This window comes from Pseudomonas sp. YQ_5, from assembly GCF_043103305.1.
GTDB lineage: Bacteria > Pseudomonadota > Gammaproteobacteria > Pseudomonadales > Pseudomonadaceae > Aquipseudomonas > Aquipseudomonas putida_Y.
The window spans coordinates 15,604-37,827 of record NZ_JBICJS010000093.1 but is presented as its reverse complement, the minus strand read 5'-3'; the positions used below and the strand labels follow the sequence as shown (position 1 = coordinate 37,827).

23 protein-coding genes are annotated in these 22,224 nt (G+C 62.1%); all 23 read left to right on the top strand.

The features are described 5' to 3' along the window. Positions 1–5 precede the first annotated feature (5 nt). Positions 6–458 carry a flagellar export protein FliJ gene (gene fliJ, locus ACF8EA_RS20365; RefSeq protein ID WP_103469894.1) on the top strand — a complete coding sequence of 151 codons (453 nt, stop codon included), beginning with the start codon at positions 6–8 and terminating at the stop codon, positions 456–458. A gap of 395 nt (positions 459–853) precedes the next feature. Continuing rightward, on the top strand, positions 854–1,162 hold the full coding sequence (locus tag ACF8EA_RS20360) for an STAS domain-containing protein (RefSeq protein WP_021785182.1): 309 nt from the start codon (positions 854–856) through the stop codon (positions 1,160–1,162). Positions 1,163–1,170: 8 nt separating this feature from the next. Beyond that, the gene (locus tag ACF8EA_RS20355) at positions 1,171–2,862 is read left to right on the top strand and encodes a fused response regulator/phosphatase (RefSeq protein ID WP_135192494.1); all 1,692 of its coding nucleotides are present in this window, start codon (positions 1,171–1,173) and stop codon (positions 2,860–2,862) included. Between the two features lie 48 nt (positions 2,863–2,910). Beyond that, positions 2,911–3,258, top strand: a complete 348-nt coding sequence (locus ACF8EA_RS20350; protein ID WP_004577674.1) for an Hpt domain-containing protein — start codon at positions 2,911–2,913, stop codon at positions 3,256–3,258. Between the two features lie 70 nt (positions 3,259–3,328). Beyond that, positions 3,329–4,597, top strand: coding sequence for a flagellar hook-length control protein FliK (locus ACF8EA_RS20345; protein WP_392523082.1), 1,269 nt, complete (start codon positions 3,329–3,331; stop codon positions 4,595–4,597). Positions 4,598–4,954: 357 nt separating this feature from the next. Then, entirely contained in the window at positions 4,955–5,452 is a 498-nt protein-coding gene (gene fliL / locus ACF8EA_RS20340; RefSeq protein ID WP_103469891.1) for a flagellar basal body-associated protein FliL, read from the top strand. A gap of 9 nt (positions 5,453–5,461) precedes the next feature. Beyond that, positions 5,462–6,430 carry a flagellar motor switch protein FliM gene (fliM, locus tag ACF8EA_RS20335; RefSeq protein WP_021785186.1) on the top strand — a complete coding sequence of 323 codons (969 nt, stop codon included), beginning with the start codon at positions 5,462–5,464 and terminating at the stop codon, positions 6,428–6,430. A gap of 47 nt (positions 6,431–6,477) precedes the next feature. Beyond that, complete coding sequence (fliN, locus tag ACF8EA_RS20330) at positions 6,478–6,942, top strand: flagellar motor switch protein FliN (protein WP_003254417.1); 465 nt, start codon at positions 6,478–6,480, stop codon at positions 6,940–6,942. Between the two features lie 12 nt (positions 6,943–6,954). After that, a complete protein-coding gene (fliO, locus tag ACF8EA_RS20325) occupies positions 6,955–7,389 on the top strand; it encodes a flagellar biosynthetic protein FliO (protein ID WP_031322757.1) in 435 nt (144 codons plus the stop codon). Next, on the top strand, positions 7,389–8,144 hold the full coding sequence (fliP, locus tag ACF8EA_RS20320) for a flagellar type III secretion system pore protein FliP (protein WP_003254415.1): 756 nt from the start codon (positions 7,389–7,391) through the stop codon (positions 8,142–8,144). Before fliO ends, fliP begins: the two co-directional genes overlap by 1 nt. Positions 8,145–8,165: 21 nt before the next feature. Next, on the top strand, positions 8,166–8,435 hold the full coding sequence (gene fliQ, locus ACF8EA_RS20315; protein WP_021785188.1) for a flagellar biosynthesis protein FliQ: 270 nt from the start codon (positions 8,166–8,168) through the stop codon (positions 8,433–8,435). Between the two features lie 7 nt (positions 8,436–8,442). Then, complete coding sequence (fliR, locus tag ACF8EA_RS20310) at positions 8,443–9,219, top strand: flagellar biosynthetic protein FliR (RefSeq protein ID WP_021785189.1); 777 nt, start codon at positions 8,443–8,445, stop codon at positions 9,217–9,219. 2 nt (positions 9,220–9,221) lie between these two features. After that, positions 9,222–10,364, top strand: coding sequence for a flagellar biosynthesis protein FlhB (gene flhB, locus ACF8EA_RS20305; RefSeq protein WP_021785190.1), 1,143 nt, complete (start codon positions 9,222–9,224; stop codon positions 10,362–10,364). Positions 10,365–10,734: 370 nt separating this feature from the next. After that, positions 10,735–12,864, top strand: coding sequence for a flagellar biosynthesis protein FlhA (flhA, locus tag ACF8EA_RS20300; RefSeq protein WP_021785191.1), 2,130 nt, complete (start codon positions 10,735–10,737; stop codon positions 12,862–12,864). A gap of 11 nt (positions 12,865–12,875) precedes the next feature. Then, positions 12,876–14,183, top strand: coding sequence for a flagellar biosynthesis protein FlhF (flhF, locus tag ACF8EA_RS20295; RefSeq protein WP_103462216.1), 1,308 nt, complete (start codon positions 12,876–12,878; stop codon positions 14,181–14,183). A 93-nt stretch (positions 14,184–14,276) separates the two neighbouring features. Further along, on the top strand, positions 14,277–15,110 hold the full coding sequence (gene fleN, locus ACF8EA_RS20290) for a flagellar synthesis regulator FleN (protein ID WP_021785193.1): 834 nt from the start codon (positions 14,277–14,279) through the stop codon (positions 15,108–15,110). Further along, positions 15,107–15,847 carry an RNA polymerase sigma factor FliA gene (fliA, locus tag ACF8EA_RS20285; RefSeq protein WP_021785194.1) on the top strand — a complete coding sequence of 247 codons (741 nt, stop codon included), beginning with the start codon at positions 15,107–15,109 and terminating at the stop codon, positions 15,845–15,847. The genes fleN and fliA overlap by 4 nt, the downstream gene beginning before the upstream one ends. A 107-nt stretch (positions 15,848–15,954) precedes the next feature. Continuing rightward, the gene (locus ACF8EA_RS20280) at positions 15,955–16,329 is read left to right on the top strand and encodes a chemotaxis response regulator CheY (RefSeq protein ID WP_023663319.1); all 375 of its coding nucleotides are present in this window, start codon (positions 15,955–15,957) and stop codon (positions 16,327–16,329) included. A gap of 22 nt (positions 16,330–16,351) precedes the next feature. Next, entirely contained in the window at positions 16,352–17,140 is a 789-nt protein-coding gene (locus ACF8EA_RS20275; RefSeq protein ID WP_021785196.1) for a protein phosphatase CheZ, read from the top strand. 12 nt (positions 17,141–17,152) lie between these two features. Beyond that, positions 17,153–19,390 carry a chemotaxis protein CheA gene (locus ACF8EA_RS20270; protein WP_103462217.1) on the top strand — a complete coding sequence of 746 codons (2,238 nt, stop codon included), beginning with the start codon at positions 17,153–17,155 and terminating at the stop codon, positions 19,388–19,390. A gap of 46 nt (positions 19,391–19,436) precedes the next feature. After that, positions 19,437–20,549 (top strand): chemotaxis response regulator protein-glutamate methylesterase, encoded by a 1,113-nt coding sequence (locus ACF8EA_RS20265; RefSeq protein ID WP_021785198.1) that lies wholly within the window; start codon positions 19,437–19,439, stop codon positions 20,547–20,549. After that, positions 20,549–21,289, top strand: coding sequence for a flagellar motor protein (locus ACF8EA_RS20260; protein WP_003254399.1), 741 nt, complete (start codon positions 20,549–20,551; stop codon positions 21,287–21,289). The genes ACF8EA_RS20265 and ACF8EA_RS20260 overlap by 1 nt, the downstream gene beginning before the upstream one ends. Before the next feature lie 3 nt (positions 21,290–21,292). After that, the gene (gene motD, locus ACF8EA_RS20255) at positions 21,293–22,150 is read left to right on the top strand and encodes a flagellar motor protein MotD (RefSeq protein ID WP_103462218.1); all 858 of its coding nucleotides are present in this window, start codon (positions 21,293–21,295) and stop codon (positions 22,148–22,150) included. The last annotated feature ends 74 nt before the right edge of the window (positions 22,151–22,224 follow it).

The following is a 22,224-nucleotide window of genomic DNA, read 5'->3' as shown; positions in this document are numbered from 1 at the left end:
AAGCCATGGCGCAGCCCGGACGTGCCGCGCGCCTGGCGCCGGTGGTGGACATGGCCGAAGAGGCCGAGCGCAAGGCCGCTCAGCGTCTTGGCCATTTTCAGCAGCAGGTGGCCACGGCCCAGGCCAAGTTGGCCGAGCTGGAGCGCTTTCGCGAGGATTACCAGCTGCAGTGGATCAACCGCGGCGGGCAAGGGGTCAATGGTAGCTGGCTGGTCAATTACCAGCGTTTTCTCGGGCAGCTGGAAACGGCCATGACCCAGCAGCGTCAGAGCCTGGTCTGGCACCAGAACAACCTCAACAACGCACGTGGTACCTGGCAGCAGGCCTATGCCCGGGTGGAGGGTTTGCGCAAGCTGGTGCAGCGCTACCAGGACGAGGCCCGGCGTGCTGAAGACAAGCGTGAGCAGCACTTGCTGGATGAGCTGTCGCAGCGTTTGCCGCGGCAGAGCCATTTTTAGGTGTTTGTCGTAGCGTTTGCCGCGGCAAGAGCCATTTGTAAGTGTTTGTCGCAGGTCTTGCAGTGTCTGTGAGATCGAGCGCCGCCCGCGCGGCGCATCGCGAGCTGCGCTCGCTCCTACGTTTGTTTCGGGCCAGTCACGCCTGTTGCAGGCGCGCGCGACCGCCTTGTTTGTACGACGTGATAATGCGCCATGCGCCAAGGCGTTCGCGCGCAAATCCCATAGGAATAACTGGCCCGAAACAAACGTAGGAGCGAGCGCAGCTCGCGATGCGCCGCGCGGGCGGCGCTCGATCTCATGAGCACCGCAGGCCCCATGCTGAACACTTGCCACCCCTACCATCGCCTGCTAAACCTTAAACAGTTGCATCCGCCATCATCGAAGGAATCGCTAGCATGGCAGTCGAGACTGATTTTTCGCAGGACGGGAAAAAGCTGACCATCAAGATCAAAGGGCGCTTCGATTTCGGCAAGCACCAAGAGTTCCGCGACGCCTACGAGCGCCAGCCCAAGCGGCCGGATTCGGTCGTCGTCGACCTGAAGGACACCACCTACCTCGACAGCTCTGCGCTTGGCATGCTGCTGTTGCTGCGCGACCACGCGGGCGGTGACGAGTCGGATGTGCGGGTAGTGCATGCCAGCTCCGACGTGCGCAAGATTCTCGCCATCTCCAATTTCGAAAAACTCTTCGATATCAGTAGTTGAGCGCCGACATGCCGGCCGAACAGGCGCTGACCGTGCTGGTCGCCGAAGACAGTGCTGTCGATCGCCTTCTGCTTGCGCAGATCGTGCGCCGCCAGGGTCATCAGGTATTCACCGCAGAGAACGGCGAGCAAGCGGTAGCGCTGTTCATCGAGCGGCGCCCTCAGCTGGTGCTGCTGGACGCCCTGATGCCGGTCATGGATGGCTTCGAGGCGGCGCGGCAGATCAAGGCATTGGCTGGCGAAGCGCTGGTGCCGATCATTTTCCTGACGTCGCTGAATGAAGAAGAAGGCCTGGTGCGTTGCCTTGAGGCGGGTGGCGATGATTTCATGGCCAAGCCCTACAGCGCGGTGATCCTCGCTGCCAAGATTCGCGCCATGGACCGTCTGCGCCGGTTGCAGGCTACCGTGTTGGCGCAGCGCGATCAGATCACACGGCATCACCATCATCTGCTTAACGAGCAGCGGGTGGCCAAGGCGGTGTTCGACAAAGTGGCCCACTCTGGATGCCTTTCTGCGCCCAACATTCGCTACCTGCAATCGCCTTACGCGCTGTTCAATGGCGACCTGATGCTGGCGGCATTTACCCCGGCCGGCGACATGCGTGTGCTGCTCGGCGATTTTACCGGTCACGGCCTGCCTGCAGCGGTCGGCGCCATGCCGATGGCTGAGGTGTTCTACGGCATGACCGCCAAGGGCTGCAGCATGACGCAGATCCTGCGCGAGATGAATGCCAAGCTCAAGCGCATCCTGCCGGTAGACATGTTCTGCTGTGCGCTGCTGCTCAACCTCAGCATGCAGCGCGGCTTGGTGGAGGTATGGAATGGCGGTATGCCCGATGGCTATCGCCTGTCGGTGGATGGCCAGGTGCTGTCGGCACTGAGTTCGCGGCACCTGCCGCTGGGCATCCTGGCCGCTGAGCGTTTCGATGACAGCACTGAGGTGTTGCCGCTGGCGCCGGGCGAGCGCCTGTTGCTGCTGTCAGACGGTGTGCTCGATACTGCCGACGAACACGAACGCCTGTTTGGCGTGCATCGCCTGCGTGCCGTGCTGGCCGAAAACCGCGACCCTGTGCAGTTGTTCGATGAACTGATGTTGGCCCTGGAACGTTTTGGTGGGCAGCCACGAGATGACATCAGCTTGTGCGATATTCGCATGTTCACTGCCGATGAGCGGGTGCCGGCACCGATGATCTACTCTGACAGTGGCCGCTCCAGCCCGCTGGACTGGTCGCTGGGCTTCGAGGTGCGCGGCGAAAGCCTGAAGCGCTTCAACCCTGTGCCGTACCTGGTGCAGTTGTTGCAGGAAATTCACAGCCTGCGCGCGCGTATCGGCAACCTGCACAGTGTGCTTAGCGAGTTGTATTCCAATGCGCTGGAGCATGGTGTGCTGGGCCTGGACTCACAGCTCAAGCGCGATGTGCAAGGCTTTACCGACTACTATCAGGAGCGCGCCCGGCGCCTGGGCTCGCTGACCGAAGGCTTTGTAAGCATTGATTTCAAGGTTGAACCGCATGACGGCGGTGGGCGCCTGATAATTGAGGTGCGCGACAGCGGTGCCGGCTTCGACGTGCAGCGGGTACTTGCGCGGCCTTCGCTGGGTCAGGGGCTGAGCGGTCGCGGTCTGAATCTGGTTCGGCAGCTGGCCAGTGAGGCGCGCTGGAGTGAGGGCGGGCGTTGCGCGCATGTGGAGTTCGTATGGTGACCCACTGGTTGGCTCGGGCATAATCTGGCTTGATCAAGGAGTGAACAAGTGACTGACATGCATATTGACCACAAGGTACTCAGTGACCTGCGTGAGGTCATGGAAGATGGCTACCTGCAGTTGGTGCAGACTTTTCTCGATGACTCAGAACGGCGTCTTGGGCAGTTGCACGCGGCCAAAAGCGCCGAGGAGCTTGGTGCAGCGGCTCATAGTTTCAAGGGTAGCAGCAGCAACATGGGCGCTGTGGCCTTGGCCAGCCTGTGTCAGCAGCTCGAAGAGCGCGCGCGGCGGCCCCCTTTGTACGGTATTGAAGACTTGATCAGCCGCATCGACATGGAATTCGTCGTGGTGCAGCACTTTTACCGTGGTGAGCAGCAGCGTATTTCCGCAGGCTGATAGGCGAGTTGGCGCGAGTCTTGCGTGTCTCTGCCAGGATGATTTCTGTTTCTGGCGCGGAGACCGCTCGATGCCTGTCGCACCCAACCCTTTGTTGCAAGCCAATGCCATTGCCAAAACCTCGCGTTCGGCCACCGTGCAGGCGGACAAACCGCTTCAGGCGCTGGGCGACAAGGGCGATGCTTTTGGCCAGATGATGGCCAGGCAGGGTCGCGACAAGGTTGCCGGGCAGGATGACAAGGGCGTTCAGGCCAAGCCCAAGGACAAGCCTGATGCGGCAACGGGCGGCAAGAAAGACCCGGCTGGCAACGCTGCAGTTGCCGAGGACGGCAAAAAGTTGCCAGAGGATGATTCGGCCCAGGCCGATACGAGTGTGCATGATGCCAGCCTGGTGGCCGGTCAGGTCACTGATGCCCAGCCCGGCGCGCAACTGATCCAGGCGCAGGCCGAGGCGGTGGCGCCAGTGCTGCAGGCGGCCACGGCGCAAACCCAGGTTGCCGCCGCACTGCCTGAAGAGGCATCTGCCGAGGAGGCCTTCGACCCGGATGCCGACCCCCTGGCCAACCTGCCGACCTTGCGCCTGGCGCTGGAGCACAGTGCCCAGGCCAAGGGTGGCACCTCGGCTCATGCCCTTGATGCTGCCCAGGCTCAGGCCGAGGATGGGCGGGCAGCCGTCAATACCTTGGCGAATCTGGTCGAGAATACCGAGGGCGAAAGCGCCGAATCCGGTGACAGGGCCTTTGGCGCCTTGCTTGAAGACGGCCTGAAGGACACCAAGAGCGCCAGCAGCGACACCCGGATCGATGATTTTGCCAACCGCCTGGCCAGCCTGACCCAGGCGGCCACCGCCAAGACCGCCAACGCCGTCCCGGCCAATGCGAGTCCGCTACACCAGCCATTGCCAATGAACCAGAATGCTTGGGCCGAGGGCCTGGTCAACCGGGTCATGTACTTGTCCAGCCAGAACCTCAAGTCGGCTGATATCCAGCTGGAGCCGGCAGAGCTCGGTCGCCTCGATATTCGCGTCAATGTTGCGGCGGACCAGGCTACCCAGGTCACCTTCATCAGCGGCCACGCCGGCGTACGTGATGCCCTCGACAGCCAGTTGCACCGCCTGCGCGAACTGTTTGCCCAGCAGGGGCTGGCGCAGCCGGATGTCAACGTGGCTGACCAGTCGCGCGGGCAGCAACAGCAGCAGCAGGGGCAGGCGCAGGGCAGCAGCCTGTCCGGAGTGGCGGCGCGCCGTGCCGAGCAGGGCGGAACCGAGGCGGTCGATAGCACCCGGCCTTTGGAGCAGCAGGTGGTTGTCGGCGACAGTGCGGTCGATTATTACGCCTGATGTCTGGTGCGTGGCGTTGTTTTTGGGGGGGCAGTGAGATCGAGCGCCGCCCGCGCGGCGCATCGCGAGCTGCGCTCGCTCCTACGTTTGTTTCAGGCCAGTCATGCCTGTGACAGGCGCGCGCGACCGCCTTGTTGATACGACGTGATATCTCGGCCTGCGCCAAGGCGTTCGCGCGCAGATCCCATAGGAATAATTGGCCCGAAACAAACGTAGGAGCGAGCGCAGCTCGCGATGCGCCGCGCGGGCGGCGCTCGATCTCGCAAGCGCAAAATCTCTCAAGCCAAATTCTGGCATAACACTTGCTCAAGCCAAGCCATCCTCCCTTGAACCCCCGATGGACGACGGATTATTGGCATGGCGAAGAGCGAAGCAGTCAAAGACCCCGCCACTAAAGGCAAACTCAAACTGATCCTGCTGGCCGTCGTAGGCCTGTTGCTGGCGATCGGCCTTTCGGTGGGCGCTACCTGGTTCATCATGCACAAGAGCGAGCCGGCTCCTGCTATCGAGGCAGCGGCCAGCAACGTCAAGCCAGCGGCGATCTACGAAGCGCTGACCCCGGCCTTCGTGGTCAACTTCAACCAGAACGGCCGTCAGCGCTACATGCAGTTGAGCATCACCCTGCAGGCGCGTAACCAGGCCGACCTGGATGCGCTCAAGGTGCACATGCCGGTGATCCGCAACAACCTGGTGATGATGTTCTCCGGGCAAGGGTTCGACACCCTTGCCAGCAGCCCGGTAGGGCAGGAGATGTTGCGCCAGAAGGCCACCGCAGTGGTCCAGGAAGTGGCGCAGAAGGAAGTCGGCAAGCCGGTCGTTGACCAGTTGCTGTTCACCAATTTCGTATTGCAGTAGGAGTCCGCAATGGCCGTACAGGACCTGCTGTCCCAGGATGAAATTGATGCCCTGTTGCACGGCGTCGACGACGGTCTGGTGCAGACCGAGAGTGCATCCGAGCCTGGCAGCATCAAGAGCTACGACCTGACCAGCCAGGATCGGATCGTACGGGGTCGCATGCCGACCCTGGAAATGATCAACGAGCGCTTCGCCCGCTACACCCGTATCAGCATGTTCAACCTGCTACGCCGCTCCGCAGACGTGGCCGTGGGTGGCGTGCAGGTAATGAAGTTTGGCGAATACGTGCATTCACTGTACGTGCCAACCAGCCTCAACCTGGTCAAGATCAAGCCGCTACGCGGCACCTCGCTGTTCATCCTTGACGCCAAGCTGGTGTTCAAGCTGGTGGACAACTTCTTTGGCGGCGATGGCCGCCACGCCAAGATCGAGGGGCGTGAGTTCACCCCGACCGAACTGCGCGTGGTGCGCATGGTGCTGGACCAGTGTTTCGTCGACCTCAAGGAAGCCTGGCAGGCGATCATGCCGGTCACCTTCGAGTACATGAACTCCGAGGTCAACCCGGCCATGGCCAACATTGTCGGCCCCAGCGAGGCGGTGGTGGTGTCCACCTTCCACATCGAACTGGACGGCGGTGGCGGCGATCTGCACGTGACCATGCCGTACTCGATGATCGAGCCGGTGCGGGAAATGCTCGATGCCGGTTTCCAGTCGGACCTGGACGACCAGGACGAGCGCTGGGTCAAGGCCCTGCGCGAGGACGTGCTTGACGTGGCCGTGCCAATGAGCGCAACGGTCGCCCGGCGCCAGCTGAAGCTGCGCGACATCTTGCACATGCAGCCGGGTGACGTGATCCCGGTCGAGCTGCCCGAGCACCTGGTGCTGCGCGCTAACGGGGTGCCCGCGTTCAAGGCGCGGCTGGGCTCGCACAAGGGCAACCTTGCCCTGCAGATCATCGACCCGATCGAACGCCGCTGACGGTGTGCCGGTCGCTTACAACGAATTGAATGCCTGTCGAGGAAATCATGGCTAACGAAAACGAGATCACCTCCCCAGAGGACCAGGCACTGGCCGATGAGTGGGCCGCAGCGTTGGAAGAAACCGGTTCAGCCGGGCAGGCCGACATCGATGCACTGCTGGGCGGGGACACCGGCAGCAGCGGCCCTGGCCGCCTGCCGATGGAAGAATTCGCCAGCTCGCCGAAGCCGAACGAAAATGTCAGCCTCGAAGGCCCGAACCTGGACGTGATCCTGGACATCCCGGTGAACATTTCCATGGAGGTGGGCAGCACCGAGATCAACATCCGCAACTTGCTGCAGCTCAACCAAGGCTCGGTGATCGAGCTCGACCGCCTGGCCGGCGAGCCGCTCGACGTGCTGGTCAACGGCACGCTGATCGCCCATGGCGAAGTGGTTGTGGTCAACGAAAAGTTCGGCATCCGCCTGACCGACGTGATCAGCCCCAGCGAACGTATCAAGAAGCTGCGCTGAGTGAAGGGCACGATGCGCGCCATCGCCGCAGTTGCGGCGCTGTTCGCCAGCCACGTCTGCATGGCCGCGGCCACGCCAGCGGCCACCCCGGCGGCTCAACCTGGCAGTCTCGGCGGGCAGCTGGCGCAGATGGTCCTGGGCCTGCTGCTGGTGGTGGGCCTGATCTTCTTCCTGGCCTGGCTGCTGCGGCGCCTGCAGAGCACCGCAGTGAAGGGTGGGCAGGTGATCGAGATCGTCGGCAGCCGTGCCATCGGCCCGCGTGACCGCCTGCTGCTGGTGCAGGTGGGCAAGGAGCAGATCCTGATCGGCCATACCCCCGGCAGTATCGAGGCGCTGCACGTACTGGCCGAACCCGTGGAAGTGCCGGCAAGCGTCCGTCAGGCGACGCCGGAGTTTGCCCAGCGGCTGATGGAGCTGATGGGCAAGGACCCTAAGGACAACAAGTGATGAGCGGCGCGCTGCGTACGTTGTTGACTCTGGCGCTGCTGCTGGCAGCGCCGCTGGCCCTGGCGGCCGACCCGCTGTCGATTCCGGCCATTACCCTGTCCAACACCCCGGACGGGCAGCAGGAATATTCGGTCAGCCTGCAAATCCTGCTGATCATGACCGCGCTGAGCTTCATCCCGGCGTTCGTCATCCTGATGACCAGCTTTACCCGCATCATCATCGTGTTCTCGATCCTGCGCCAGGCCCTGGGCCTGCAGCAGACACCGTCCAACCAGCTGTTGACCGGCATGGCGCTGTTCCTGACCATGTTCATCATGGCCCCGGTGTTCGATCGGGTGAACCAGGACGCGCTGCAGCCGTACCTGAAGGAGCAGATGACTGCCCAGCAGGCTATCGACAAGGCCCAGGGGCCGCTCAAGGACTTCATGTTGGCGCAAACCCGGCAAAGCGACCTTGACCTGTTCATGCGCTTGTCCAAGCGTACCGACATCGCTGGCCCCGACCAGGTGCCGCTGACCATCCTGGTGCCGGCGTTCGTCACCTCCGAGCTGAAGACCGCGTTCCAGATCGGTTTCATGATCTTTATCCCGTTCCTGATCATCGACATGGTCGTGGCCAGTGTGCTGATGGCCATGGGTATGATGATGCTGTCGCCGCTGATCATCTCGCTGCCGTTCAAGATCATGCTGTTCGTGCTGGTGGATGGTTGGGCGCTGATCATGGGCACCCTGGCCAGCAGTTTCGGCGGCGTCTGACGCCGTCAAGGAGAGCCGCCGATGACACCTGAAGTCGCTGTCGACCTGTTTCGTGATGCGTTATGGCTGACCACCCTGATGGTCGCCATACTGGTAGTGCCGAGCCTGCTGGTGGGTTTGGTGGTGGCGATGTTCCAGGCCGCCACGCAGATCAACGAACAGACGCTGAGCTTTTTGCCGCGCCTGCTGGTGATGCTGGTCACACTGATCGTCGCCGGGCCGTGGCTGGTGCAGAAGTTCATGGAGTACTTCGTCAGCCTCTACACCAGCATCCCGCAGTTGATCGGTTGACGCGCCGATGCTGGAGCTGACCGATACGCAGATCGGCACTTGGGTCGCCACCTTCATCTTGCCGTTGTTCCGGGTGACGGCGGTGCTGATGACTATGCCGATCTTTGGCACCCGCATGCTGCCGGCGCGGGTGCGATTGTATGTGGCGGTGGCTATCACCGTGGTGATCGTCCCGGCTCTGCCACCCTTGCCCGAGTTCGACCCGTTGAGCCTGCGCGGCCTGCTGCTGTGTGCCGAGCAGGTCATCGTCGGGGCCTTGTTCGGATTGTCATTGCAGTTGTTGTTCCAGGCTTTCGTGATCGCTGGCCAGGTCGTCGCGGTGCAGATGGGCATGGCGTTCGCATCGATGGTCGACCCGGCCAACGGCGTCAACGTCGCGGTTATCAGCCAGTTCATGACCATGCTGGTAAGCGTGTTGTTCCTGCTGATGAACGGCCATCTGGTAGCGTTCGAGGTGCTGACCGAAAGCTTCACCACCTTGCCGGTGGGCAATGCGTTGGTGGTCAATCAGTTCTGGGAGCTGGCGGGGCGCCTCGGCTGGGTGTTCGGTGCCGGTCTCCTGCTGATCCTGCCGGCAATTGCCGCACTGCTGGTGGTGAATATCGCCTTTGGCGTAATGACGCGTGCCGCGCCGCAGCTGAACATTTTCTCCATTGGTTTTCCGCTGACCCTGGTCATGGGCATGTTCATTTTTTGGGTCGGGCTTGCCGATATACTTTCCCATTACCAGGCATTGGCCAGCGAAGCGCTGCAATGGCTGCGTGAACTGGCGAGGGCGCGCTGAACATGGCGGAAAGCGAAAGCGGTCAGGACAAGACAGAGGAGCCCACCGACAAGCGCAAGCGCGATGCTCGCGAGAAAGGCGAGATCGCGCGTTCCAAGGAGCTGAACACGGTGGCGGTGACCTTGGCCGGTGCCGGTGGCCTGTTGGCGTTTGGCGGCCACCTGGCCGAGACGCTGCTGGCGATCATGCGCATGAACTTCAGCCTGACCCGCGACTTCATCGTCGATGAGCGCGCCATGGGGGCTTTCCTGCTGGCCTCGGGCAAGATGGCCATCTGGGCGGTGCAGCCGATATTGATCCTGTTGTTCGTGATTTCCTTCGTCGCGCCGATAGTCCTGGGCGGTTTCCTGTTTTCCGGCAGCCTGCTGCAGCCCAAATTCAGCCGCATGAATCCCTTGTCGGGGATCAAGCGCATGTTCTCAATGAATGCCCTGACCGAACTCTTGAAAGCATTCGCGAAATTTCTCGTGATTCTGGTCGTGGCGGTAGTGGTGCTGGTCAATGACCGCCAGGCGCTTCTCGCCATCGCCAATGAGCCGTTGGAGCAGGCGATCATCCATAGCCTGCAGGTGGTGGGCTGGAGTGCGTTGTGGATGTCGGCCGGGCTGCTGTTGATTGCGGCGGCCGACGTGCCGTTCCAGTTGTGGCAGGCGCACAACAAGCTGAAGATGACCAAGCAGGAGGTGCGTGACGAGTACAAGGACACCGAAGGTAAACCCGAGGTCAAGCAGCGTATCCGCCAACTGCAGCGCGAGGTTTCGCAGCGGCGCATGATGGCGGCGGTGCCGGATGCCGACGTGATCATCACCAACCCGACGCATTATGCGGTGGCTTTGCAGTACGACCCGGAGAAGGGTGGGGTGGCCCCACTGTTGCTGGCCAAGGGGACTGACTTCATTGCCTTGAAGATCCGCGAGATTGGCGTGGAGCACAAGATCCAGATCCTCGAATCGCCAGCGCTGGCGCGGGCGATTTATTACTCCACCGAAATTGAGCAGGAAATCCCTGCTGGCTTGTACCTGGCGGTGGCCCAGGTGTTGGCGTATGTGTTCCAGATTCGGCAGTACCGGGCTGGCAAGGGCAAGCGGCCAGAGCCGCTGAAGGACGACCTGCCGATCCCGCCGGATTTGCGGCGTGACAGTTGATGTGTCCGGCGTAGGTTTTTTGGTGCCGGTGAGATAGAGCGCCGCCCGCGCGGCGCATCGCGAGCTGCGCTCGCTCCTACGTTTGTTTCAGGCCAGTCATGCCTGTGACAGGCGCGCGCGACCGCCTTGTTGGTACGACGTAATATCTCGGCATACGCCAAGGCGTTCGTGCGCGAATCCCACAGAAATAATTGGCCCGAAACAAACGTAGGAGCGAGCGCAGCTCGCGATGCGCCGCGCGGGCGGCGCTCTATCTCACCGACACCAAAAAACCACGGCGAACGCCCAAACCAAAAAGTTGGAAGGCTTCTTGCAGAGCCACGCCCAGGCGCCCCCTGGGCGTCAAAGTTTTGCATCAAGAGGACTCGCGGTGGATCGCACTCAGTTAATCAGCAACGCCCGTAACAACCTGGCCGGGCTCGGCCGGGGCAACCTGGGTGTGCCGCTGTTGCTGCTGGTGATGTTGGCAATGATGATGTTGCCGATACCGCCGTTCCTGCTCGACGTGTTCTTCACCTTCAACATCGCCCTGTCGATCGTGGTGCTGCTGGTGTGTGTATACGCCCTGCGCCCGCTCGACTTTGCCGCGTTCCCCACCATCCTGCTGGTGGCCACTTTGTTGCGCCTGGCCCTGAACGTGGCGTCCACCCGTGTGGTCATGCTGCATGGCCAGGAGGGCCACGGCGCTGCCGGTAAAGTGATCCAGGCCTTCGGTGAGGTGGTGATCGGCGGTAACTACGTGGTCGGTGCCGTCGTGTTCGCCATCCTCATGATCATCAACTTCGTGGTGGTGACCAAGGGGGCCGGGCGTATCTCGGAAGTGAGTGCGCGTTTCACCCTTGACGCCATGCCCGGCAAGCAGATGGCCATCGACGCCGACCTCAATGCCGGCCTGATCGATCAGGCCCAGGCCAAGCACCGCCGTGCCGAGGTGGCGCAGGAGGCCGAGTTCTACGGTTCGATGGACGGTGCCAGCAAGTTCGTGCGCGGTGATGCCATCGCCGGCTTGCTGATCCTGTTCATCAACCTGATCGGCGGCATATTGATCGGCATGATGCAGCACGGCATGAGTTTCACGGAGGCCGGCAAGGTGTACGCCTTGCTGACCATCGGTGACGGTTTGGTGGCGCAATTGCCATCACTGCTGCTGTCCACCGCCGCCGCGATCATGGTAACCCGCGCGTCGGGCTCCGAGGACATGGGCAAGCTGATCAATCGGCAGATGTTCGATTCGCCCAAGGCCCTGGCTGTGTCTGGCGGGTTGATGATCGTCATGGGACTGGTGCCGGGCATGCCGCACGTGGCGTTCCTCAGTCTCGGCCTGCTGGCCGGTGGGGGCGCCTACCTGGTGTGGAAGAAACAGCAGCAGGCCAAGGTCAAAGCCCTGGAAGAGGCGCAGCGCCAGCAGGACCTGCTGCCCTCGCCACAACGCGCGCTGGAAACCAAGGAACTGGGTTGGGATGACGTCACCCCCATCGACATGATCGGCCTGGAGGTTGGCTATCGGCTGATCCCGCTGGTCGATCGCAACCAGGGTGGCCAGTTGCTGGCGCGGATCAAGGGCGTGCGCAAGAAGCTGTCGCAGGACCTGGGTTTCCTGATGCCCACCGTGCACATTCGTGACAACCTCGACCTGCAACCCAGCGCCTATCGCCTGACCCTGATGGGGGTGATTCTGGCCGAGGCGGAGATCTATCCGGACCGCGAGCTGGCGATCAACCCGGGGCAGGTGTTCGGCACCCTCAATGGTATTGCCGCGCGCGACCCGGCGTTTGGCCTGGAGGCGGTGTGGATCGACGTTGGCCAGCGCTCGCAGGCGCAGTCGCTGGGCTACACCGTGGTCGATGCAAGCACCGTGGTGGCCACCCACCTCAACCAGATCCTGCAGAAACATTGCCACGAGCTGATCGGTCACGAAGAGGTTCAGCAACTGCTGCAAGTACTTGCCAAGGCATCGCCTAAACTTGCAGAAGAGCTGGTGCCGGGTGTCATTTCCTTGTCGGGGCTGCTCAAGGTGCTGCAAGCACTGTTGTCTGAACAGGTGCCAGTGCGCGATATTCGCAGTATTGCCGAGGCCATCGCGAACAACGCCGGCAAGAGTCAAGATACCGCCGCACTGGTGGCGGCAGTGCGCGTCGGATTGTGTCGTGCCATCGTGCAAAGCATTGTCGGCGTTGAGTCGGAGCTGCCAGTGATTACCCTGGAGCCAAGGTTGGAACAGATTTTGCTGAATAGTCTGCAAAGGGCCGGGCAGGGTCAGGAAGATGGTGTTCTTCTGGAACCTAGCATGGCCGAGAAGCTGCAACGTTCGCTGATCGAGGCGGCCCAGCGCCAGGAAATGCAGGGTCAGCCGGCCATCCTGTTGGTCGCCGGCCCGATCCGCGCCATGTTGTCGCGTTTCGGTCGCCTGGCTGTACCGAATTTGCATGTTCTGGCGTATCAGGAAATACCTGACAACAAGCAAGTCACCATCGTTGCCACAGTGGGCCCTAACGGCTGAGGTAGGGGATAATGCAAGTTAAGCGATTTTTCGCCGCCGATATGCGTCAGGCCATGAAGCTGGTCCGTGACGAGCTGGGCGCCGATGCCGCGATCATTGGCAACCGCCGCATTGCCGGTGGTGTCGAACTGACGGCCGCGCTGGACTACAAGCTGTCCGCCCTGGCCCCGCGTGTGCCCAACGCCGAGCTGGAAGAAGAACTGCGCAAGACCCATACGCGCATTGCCAGTGCCCAGGCCGAGCTGGACCACCGTCAGGACAGCAGCGACAACAACCGCCAATTGTTCGCCGGGCAATCTTTGACCGCTGCCGAACCGTTGATCGAGCCGCATGTCGAGGCCCCCGAGGCTGCTGCCGCACCGGCTGCTGCACCGGTTGATCCGCGCCTGTTCGATGCCATGCGTTCCGAGCTGTCGGGCCTGCGCGAGTTGCTGGAAGTGCAACTCGGTTCGCTGGCCTGGAATCAGCTGCAGGGCAGCAAGCCGCAGCAGGCCAACCTTTGGCGCCGCCTGCAACGCATCGGCCTGTCGGGGCCGATCGCCCGCGAGCTGCTGGACCTGACCGCCGAGATCGAAGAGCCGCGCCAGGCCTGGCGCATGCTGCTGGCTCACTTGGCGCGGATGATCGAAATACCTGAAATCGAGCCGATCGAAGAGGGCGGCGTGATCGCCGTGGTCGGCCCGGCGGGTATGGGCAAGACCACCACCCTGGCCAAGCTGGCCGCGCGCTACGTGCTCAAGTACGGCGCGCAGAATCTGGCGCTGGTGAGCATGGACAGCTTCCGTATCGGCGCCCAGGAGCAGCTCAAGACCCTGGGCCGCATCCTCAACGTGCCGGTGACGTACGTCGACCCGGGCCAGTCGCTGGCAGCAGCGCTGGAGCCTCTGCTGCGCAAGCGCGTGGTGCTGATCGATACTGCCGGCCTGCAGGCCAGCGACCCTGCGCTGCGCATGCAACTGGAAACCTTGGCCGGGCGTGGCATTGCCGCGAAGAACTATCTGGTGTTGGCCACCACCAGCCAGAAGCAGGTGCTGACCGCCGCCTACCACAGTTACAAACGCTGTGGCCTGGCCGGCTGCATCCTGACCAAGCTCGATGAAACGGCAAGCCTTGGCGATGTGTTGAGTCTTGCCATCAGTCATGAACTGCCAGTGGCCTATCTTACCGATGGGCCACGCATTCCTGACGACTTGCACTTGCCGCGGGGCCACCAGTTGGTCTCGCGCGCGGTGAATGTGCAGCAGCAGGACGAGCCCAGCGAAGAGGCCATGGCCGACATGTTCGCTGATCTCTATCACAACCCACGGCGAGCGGGTTGACCATGAAGCGTGTGCAAAGTAGCTATGCCAAGGGGCACGCAGAATTGCCCTACGTGTGGCCTGAGTCCCAGCGAGACAAGGTAAAGAACAGACATGGGTAGCATGCATCCCGTACAGGTGATCGCCGTGACCGGCGGCAAAGGTGGCGTCGGCAAGACTAACGTTTCAGTGAACTTGTCCCTGGCGCTGGCCGAGCTTGGCCGCAGGGTCATGCTGCTGGACGCCGACCTGGGCCTGGCCAATGTCGACGTGTTGCTGGGCCTTGCCCCCAAACGTACTCTCGCCGATGTCATTGAAGGGCGTTGCGAACTGCGTGACGTGATGCTGCAGGGCCCTGGCGGTGTGCGCATCGTGCCGGCAGCCTCGGGCACCCAGAGCATGGTGCACCTGGCCCCAGCCCAGCACGCCGGGCTGATCCAGGCGTTCAGCGAAATCGGCGACAACCTCGATGTGTTGGTGATCGATACCGCTGCGGGTATCGGTGACTCGGTGGTCAGCTTCGTTCGCGCCGCCCAGGAAGTGCTGTTGGTGGTGTGTGATGAACCTACTTCGATTACTGATGCCTACGCGTTGATCAAGCTGCTCAATCGTGACTACGGCATGAACCGTTTCCGTGTGTTGGCCAACATGGCGCAGAGCCCGCAGGAAGGGCGCAACCTGTTTGCCAAGCTGACCAAGGTCACCGACCGCTTCCTTGACGTTGCCCTGCAGTACGTGGGTGCCGTGCCGTACGACGAATGCGTGCGCAAGGCGGTACAGAAGCAGCGTGCCGTCTACGAAGCCTTCCCTCGCTCCAAGTGTGCGCTGGCTTTCAAGGCGATTGCCCAGAAGGTCGATAGCTGGCCGCTACCGGCCAACCCGCGCGGCCATCTGGAGTTCTTTGTCGAGCGCTTGGTGCAACCCACCAGCGCGGGGCCCGTGCTATGAACGCCAGCGGTTTCAAGATGTACAGCCGGGCGTCGAAGGACGCCCAGTACGAGCTGATCGAACGCTACGCCCCGCTGGTCAAGCGCATCGCCTACCACCTGCTGGCGCGCTTGCCGGCCAACGTGCAGGTCGAAGACCTGATCCAGGCCGGCATGATCGGGCTGCTGGAAGTGGCTAACAAATACGACGCCAGCAAGGGCGCCAGCTTTGAAACCTATGCTGGCATCCGCATCCGCGGGGCCATGCTGGACGAAGTACGCAAAGGTGACTGGGCGCCGCGTTCGGTACACCGAAACACCCGTATGGTCAGTGACGCGATGCGTGCGGTTGAAGCCAGAACAGGCCGTGACGCTAAAGATCATGAAGTTGCTGCCGAACTCCAATTGAGTCTCGATGATTACTACGGGATTTTGAACGATACCCTGGGCAGCCGCCTGTTCAGCTTCGACGACCTGTTGCAGGACGGTGAGCACGAAGGGCTGCATGAGGATGGCGCCAGTGGCCAGGTCGAACCTGCGCGGGGGCTGGAAGAGGACCGCTTCCAGGCTGCCCTGACCGAGGCTATCGCCAACCTGCCGGAGCGTGAGCGCCTGGTGCTGGCGCTGTACTACGACGAAGAGCTGAATCTCAAGGAAATCGGTGAGGTGCTGGGTGTCAGCGAGTCGCGGGTCAGCCAGTTGCACAGCCAGTGTGCCGCGCGCCTGCGTAGCCGCCTGGGGGAATGGCGGGCGCGTTGAGCCCGCTGTCGTTGCAGTCGTTTTCCACGTTGTACCGAATTGAATGAGTGCGTGCTCGGTAGGCCGAGCGCGTTTGAGACTGCTTGGAGGTCTAATTGGACAAGAACATGAAAATCCTCATCGTTGACGACTTTTCGACGATGCGGCGGATCATCAAGAACCTGTTGCGTGACCTGGGTTTCACCAACACCGAGGAAGCCGATGACGGCACCACGGCGTTGCCAATGCTGGAGAACGGTCACTACGACTTCCTGGTAACCGACTGGAACATGCCGGGCATGTCCGGCATCGACCTGCTGCGTAAAGTGCGTGCCAGTGACAAGCTGAAAAGCATGCCGGTACTGATGGTGACTGCTGAAGCCAAGCGCGACCAGATCATTGAAGCGGCCCAGGCCGGCGTCAATGGTTATGTGGTCAAGCCGTTCACCGCTCAGGTGCTCAAAGAGAAGATCGAGAAGATCTTCGAACGCGTCAACGGCTGAGTCACGTTACGGGGGGCGCGTCATGGATTCATCACAAACGTCTTTGGGCGAGTTCGAATCGACCCTGAAGAAGCATGCCCAGGAGTTGGTCGAAAGCCTGGAACGGGGCCGTTTCGGCGAGGCGGTGCAGCTGATTCACGAGCTGAACCAGACCCGCGACCGCGGCCTGTATCAGGAAGTCGGCAAGCTGACTCGCGAGCTGCACAGTGCCATCGTCAGTTTCCAGATCGACCCCACCATGCCGCAGGCAGAAGAGGTGTCGCAGATTACCGACGCCACCGAGCGCCTGTCCTATGTGGTCAAGCTCACCGAGGGCGCGGCCAACCGCACCATGGATCTGGTCGAGGAAAGCACGCCGGTGCTCAATGAACTGGCCAGCGAGGCCAAGGCCCTGAGTACCGACTGGCAGCGTTTCATGCGCCGCGAAGTGGCTGCGCCGGAATTTCGTGATCTGGTCAAGCGAGTCGACAGTTTCCTGACGCACAGCGCCGAGGGTAACCGAAAGGTTGCCGGGCACCTCAATGACATTTTGCTGGCCCAGGACTATCAGGACCTGACCGGCCAGGTGATCAAACGCGTCACCACACTGGTGACCGAGGTGGAGAGCAATCTGCTCAAGCTGGTGCTGATGGCCAGCCAGGTCGACCGCTTTGCCGGTATAAACCATGATCACGATCAATTGCGTGCAGAAAAAGATCGAGAAAAACATCCGACTCGGGGTGAAGGTCCGCAGATTCATGCCGATAAGCGTGAAGACGTCGTGTCCGGTCAGGACGATGTCGATGATCTGCTGTCCAGCCTTGGTTTTTAAGGAGCACGTTTGATGAGCTTCGGCGCCGATGAAGAAATCCTCCAGGATTTCCTGGTAGAAGCCGGCGAAATTCTTGAGCAATTGTCCGAGCAACTGGTCGAGCTGGAAAGCCGACCTGACGATGCCGACCTGCTCAATGCGATCTTTCGCGGTTTCCACACTGTAAAAGGGGGCGCCGGCTTCCTTCAGCTGAACGAGCTGGTGGAGTGCTGCCATATCGCCGAGAACGTGTTCGACGTCCTGCGCAAAGGTGAGCGCCGGGTCGATGCGGAACTGATGGATGTGGTGCTCGAGGCACTGGATACAGTGAACAGCATGTTTGGCCAGGTGCGCGAGCGTTCCGAAGTGACGCCGGCCACCCCCGAGCTGCTGGCGGCGTTGGCGCGCCTGGCCGAACCTGGCGGAGCCGAAGCTGTTGCAGCGCCGGCACCGGTTGCCGACGTGGCGGTTGCGGCATCGGCCGATGCCGACGAGCAGCACCAGGACATCACTGACAGCGAGTTCGAGCAGTTGCTCGATTCGCTCGATGCGGTCAAGGCGCAAGCAGCGGCCGACGAGCAGATGCAGGGCGAGACCGTCAGCGGTGCTGGTGATGAAATCACCGACGCCGAGTTCGAGTCGCTGCTCGACCAGTTGCACGGCAAGGGCCAGTTCAGTGTCGAGGTTGCGGCGCCGCCGGTTGCCGTCAGCAGCGAAGCGACCAGTGATGAAATCACCGACGCCGAATTCGAATCGCTGCTCGACCAACTGCATGGCAAGGGCACCTTCCAGGTCGATGCCTTGCCAGCCACCCAGGCACCAGCGCCTGCCGTGCCAGACAGCAGCGCAGCCAGTGATGAAATCAGCGAGCACGAATTCGAAGCCCTGCTGGACCAGTTGCACGGCAAGGGCAAGTTCGGTGGCGATGTTGCCGCTGTAGAAGCCCCGGCTGCTGTCCAGGCGCAAGCGCCGGCTGCCGCCAAGGCCGAAAGCCAGCCGGTGGCCAAGCCAGCCGCTGCACCAGCGCCTTCGCCGGCCAGCAAACCTGCCGCGGCGCCTCGCGCGCCGGCCCCGGCCGCCGAAAAGCATGCTGCCAGCGAAGCAGAAACTACGGTGCGCGTCGATACCGCGCGCCTGGACGAGATCATGAACATGGTCGGCGAACTGGTGCTGGTGCGTAACCGCCTGGTGCGCCTGGGCCTGAACAGCGGCGATGAGGCCATGTCCAAGGCCGTGTCCAACCTCGACGTGGTCACCGCTGACCTGCAGACCGCGGTGATGAAAACCCGCATGCAGCCGATCAAGAAAGTCTTCGGCCGCTTCCCGCGCCTGGTCCGTGACCTGGCGCGCCAGCTGAAGAAAGAGATCAACCTGGAGCTGGTCGGCGAAGAGACCGACCTTGACAAGAACCTCGTAGAAGCCTTGGCCGACCCGTTGGTGCACTTGGTGCGCAATGCTGTCGACCACGGTATCGAGATGCCCGACGAGCGTGAAGCTTCTGGCAAGGCGCGTACCGGCCGCGTAGTACTGTCGGCCGAACAGGAAGGTGACCACATCCTGCTGTCGATCTCGGACGACGGCAAGGGCATGGACCCCAACATCCTGCGCGCCAAGGCGGTGGAAAAGGGCCTGATGGACAAGGACGCTGCCGAGCGCCTGAGCGAGTCGGACTGCTACAACCTGATCTTCGCCCCGGGCTTCTCGACCAAGACCGAGATTTCCGATGTGTCCGGGCGTGGCGTGGGCATGGACGTGGTGAAAACCAAGATCTCCCAGCTCAACGGCTCGATCAACATTTTCTCGGCCAAGGGCCAGGGCTCAAAGATCGTCATCAAGGTGCCGCTGACCCTGGCAATCATGCCCACCCTGATGGTGATGCTGGGCAACCAGGCGTTTGCCTTCCCGCTGGTCAACGTCAACGAGATCTTCCACCTCGACCTGTCGCGCACCAACGTGGTCGACGGGCAGGAAGTGGTGATCGTGCGCGACAAGGCGCTGCCGCTGTTCTACCTCAAGCGCTGGCTGGTCCAGGGCCAGGTGCACGAAGAGCAGCACGAGGGCCACGTGGTGATTCTGTCGGTCGGCACCCAGCGCATCGGCTTTGTCGTCGACCAACTGGTTGGCCAGGAAGAAGTGGTCATCAAGCCGCTGGGCAAGATGCTGCAGGGCACCCCGGGCATGTCCGGGGCCACCATCACTGGCGACGGTCGCATCGCGTTGATTCTCGACGTCCCGAGCATGCTCAAGCGTTACGCCGCGCGGCGTATTTGATTTCGGTGGCGCGCCCTGGCGGGTTGCGCCGCCTAATGGAGTGTTTATGGCAGTCAAGGTCCTGGTGGTGGATGATTCTGGTTTCTTCCGCCGCCGTGTCTCGGAAATCCTCTCGGCGGATCCAACGATCCAGGTCGTGGGGACCGCGACCAACGGCAAGGAAGCAATCGACCAGGCGCTGGCGCTCAAGCCCGATGTGATCACCATGGACTACGAAATGCCCATGATGGATGGCATCACCGCAGTGCGGCACATCATGCAGCGCTGCCCGACGCCCGTGTTGATGTTCTCGTCACTTACCCATGAAGGCGCCCGTGTCACCCTCGACGCGCTGGATGCCGGCGCCGTGGACTACCTGCCGAAAAACTTCGAGGACATCTCGCGCAACCCTGACAAGGTCAAGCAGCTGCTGTGCGAGAAGGTACACACCATTTCGCGCAGCAACCGCCGGATCGGCAGCTATGCCAGAACGGCGCCGGTCGCCGCGCCAGCGCCCGCCAGCACCTTCACCAGCCAGGCGCAGGCACGCCCGGCTGCGCCTGCCCGTGCAGCGGCCCCGACAGCGGCAGCCTCGCAGTCGCCGGCACCCAAGCGCAAACCCTACAAACTGGTGGCCATCGGTACCTCCACGGGGGGGCCGGTGGCACTGCAGCGGGTACTGACCCAACTGCCGGCCAATTTCCCGGCGCCGATCGTGTTGATCCAGCACATGCCGGCGGCCTTCACCAAAGCGTTTGCCGAACGCCTGGACAAGCTGTGCCGCATCAGCGTCAAGGAGGCCGAGGACGGCGACATGCTGCGCCCGGGCCTGGCCCTGCTGGCCCCCGGCGGCAAGCAGATGATGATCGATGGCCGTGGTACGGTGAAGATCCTGCCCGGCGACGAGCGCCTGAACTACAAACCCTGCGTGGACATCACCTTCGGTTCGGCGGCCAAGTCTTATGGTGACAAGGTGTTGTCGGTAGTGCTTACCGGCATGGGCGCCGATGGCCGTGAAGGCGCGCGCCTGCTCAAGCAGGGTGGCAGCACGGTGTGGGCCCAGGATGAAGCCAGCTGCGTGATTTATGGCATGCCCATGGCCATCGTCAAGGCCAACCTGGCTGATGCCGTGTACAGCCTGGACGAAATTGGCAAGCACCTGGTGGAGGCGTGCGTCTGATGGACGTCCTCAGCCTGATCGGTTTGATCCTGGCTTTCGTTGCCATCGTCGGTGGCAACTTTCTTGAAGGCGGTCATGTCGGTGCTCTGGTCAATGGCCCGGCGGCTCTGATCGTGCTGGGTGGTACCCTGGCGGCGGCGTTGTTGCAGTCGCCGCTGTCGTCGTTCAAGCGCGCCTTGCAGATTTTACGTTGGATCCTGTTTCCACCGCGGGTCGACCTGGCGGGCGGTATCGACCGCGTGGTGAACTGGAGCCTGACCGCTCGCAAAGAAGGCTTGCTGGGCCTGGAAGGGGTAGCTGACAGCGAGCCCGACCCGTATGCGCGCAAGGGCCTGCAACTGCTGGTGGACGGTGCAGAGCCGGAAGCCATCCGCAGCATCCTCGAGGTCGACTTCCTTACCCAGGAAGGCCGTGACATCCAGGCAGCCAAGGTATTCGAAAGCATGGGCGGCTATGCGCCGACCATCGGCATCATCGGTGCGGTCATGGGCCTTATCCACGTGATGGGCAATCTGGCCGACCCGTCGCAACTGGGCAATGGCATTGCCGTGGCCTTTGTCGCCACCATTTACGGTGTGGCCAGTGCCAACCTTGTGCTATTGCCGGTTGCCAGCAAGCTCAAGGCCATCGTCATGCGCCAGTCGCGCTACCGCGAAATGCTGCTCGAAGGCCTGCTGTCGATTGCCGAAGGTGAAAACCCGCGCTCGATCGAGTTGAAGCTGCAAGGCTTCATGGAGTAACCCATGCGTCGCCGTCGTCATACCGAGGAACACGAAAACCACGAGCGCTGGCTGGTGTCGTACGCCGACTTCATCACGTTGCTGTTCGCCTTTTTCGTCGTGATGTATTCGATTTCCTCGATCAACGAGGGCAAGTACAAAGTTATTTCCCAGGCCTTGCTCGGGGTATTCAACGACCCCGAGCGCAGCATGAAGCCGATCCCGATTGGCGATGAGCAGCCGCTGAGCGTGCGCCCGGCCGAACCGCTGGTCAAAGACAGCGAGCAGACCGAAGCGGGCCTGGCGGCGACCAATGCCGACCCGTTGAAAACCATCAGCAATGACGTGCGCGATGCCTTTGGCGACCTGATCAAAAGCGACCAGATGACTGTGCGCGGCAACGAACTGTGGATCGAGATCGAGCTCAATTCGTCGCTGCTGTTTGGCAGTGGTGATGCGATGCCCAGTGACAAGGCATTTGCGATCATCGAGAAGGTGGCCAACATCCTCAAGCCGTTCGCCAACCCGGTGCACGTCGAAGGCTTCACCGACAACCTGCCGATCCGCACCGCGCAGTACCCCACCAACTGGGAGTTGTCCTCGGCGCGCGCGGCCAGCATCGTGCGCCTGCTGGCCATGGAGGGTGTCAACCCGGCACGCATGGCCTCGGTGGGTTACGGCGAGTACCAGCCGGTGGCCAGCAACGATACCGCCGAAGGGCGCGCACGCAACCGTCGGGTTGTGCTGGTGATTTCCCGTAACCTGGAAGTGCGCCGCAGCCTGACAGGCTCGGGCAGTGCCAATGCCACACCGGATGCCGCGTTGCGCCGGGCTGGCACACAAAGTGCACCAGCAACGCCAGCAACGGTGGCGGGGCAGTGATTCGTCAATTCCCCGTCGCTGATATGAACACGATTTTGAATGTGCCGCCGTACCCTGTGGGAGCGGGCATGCCC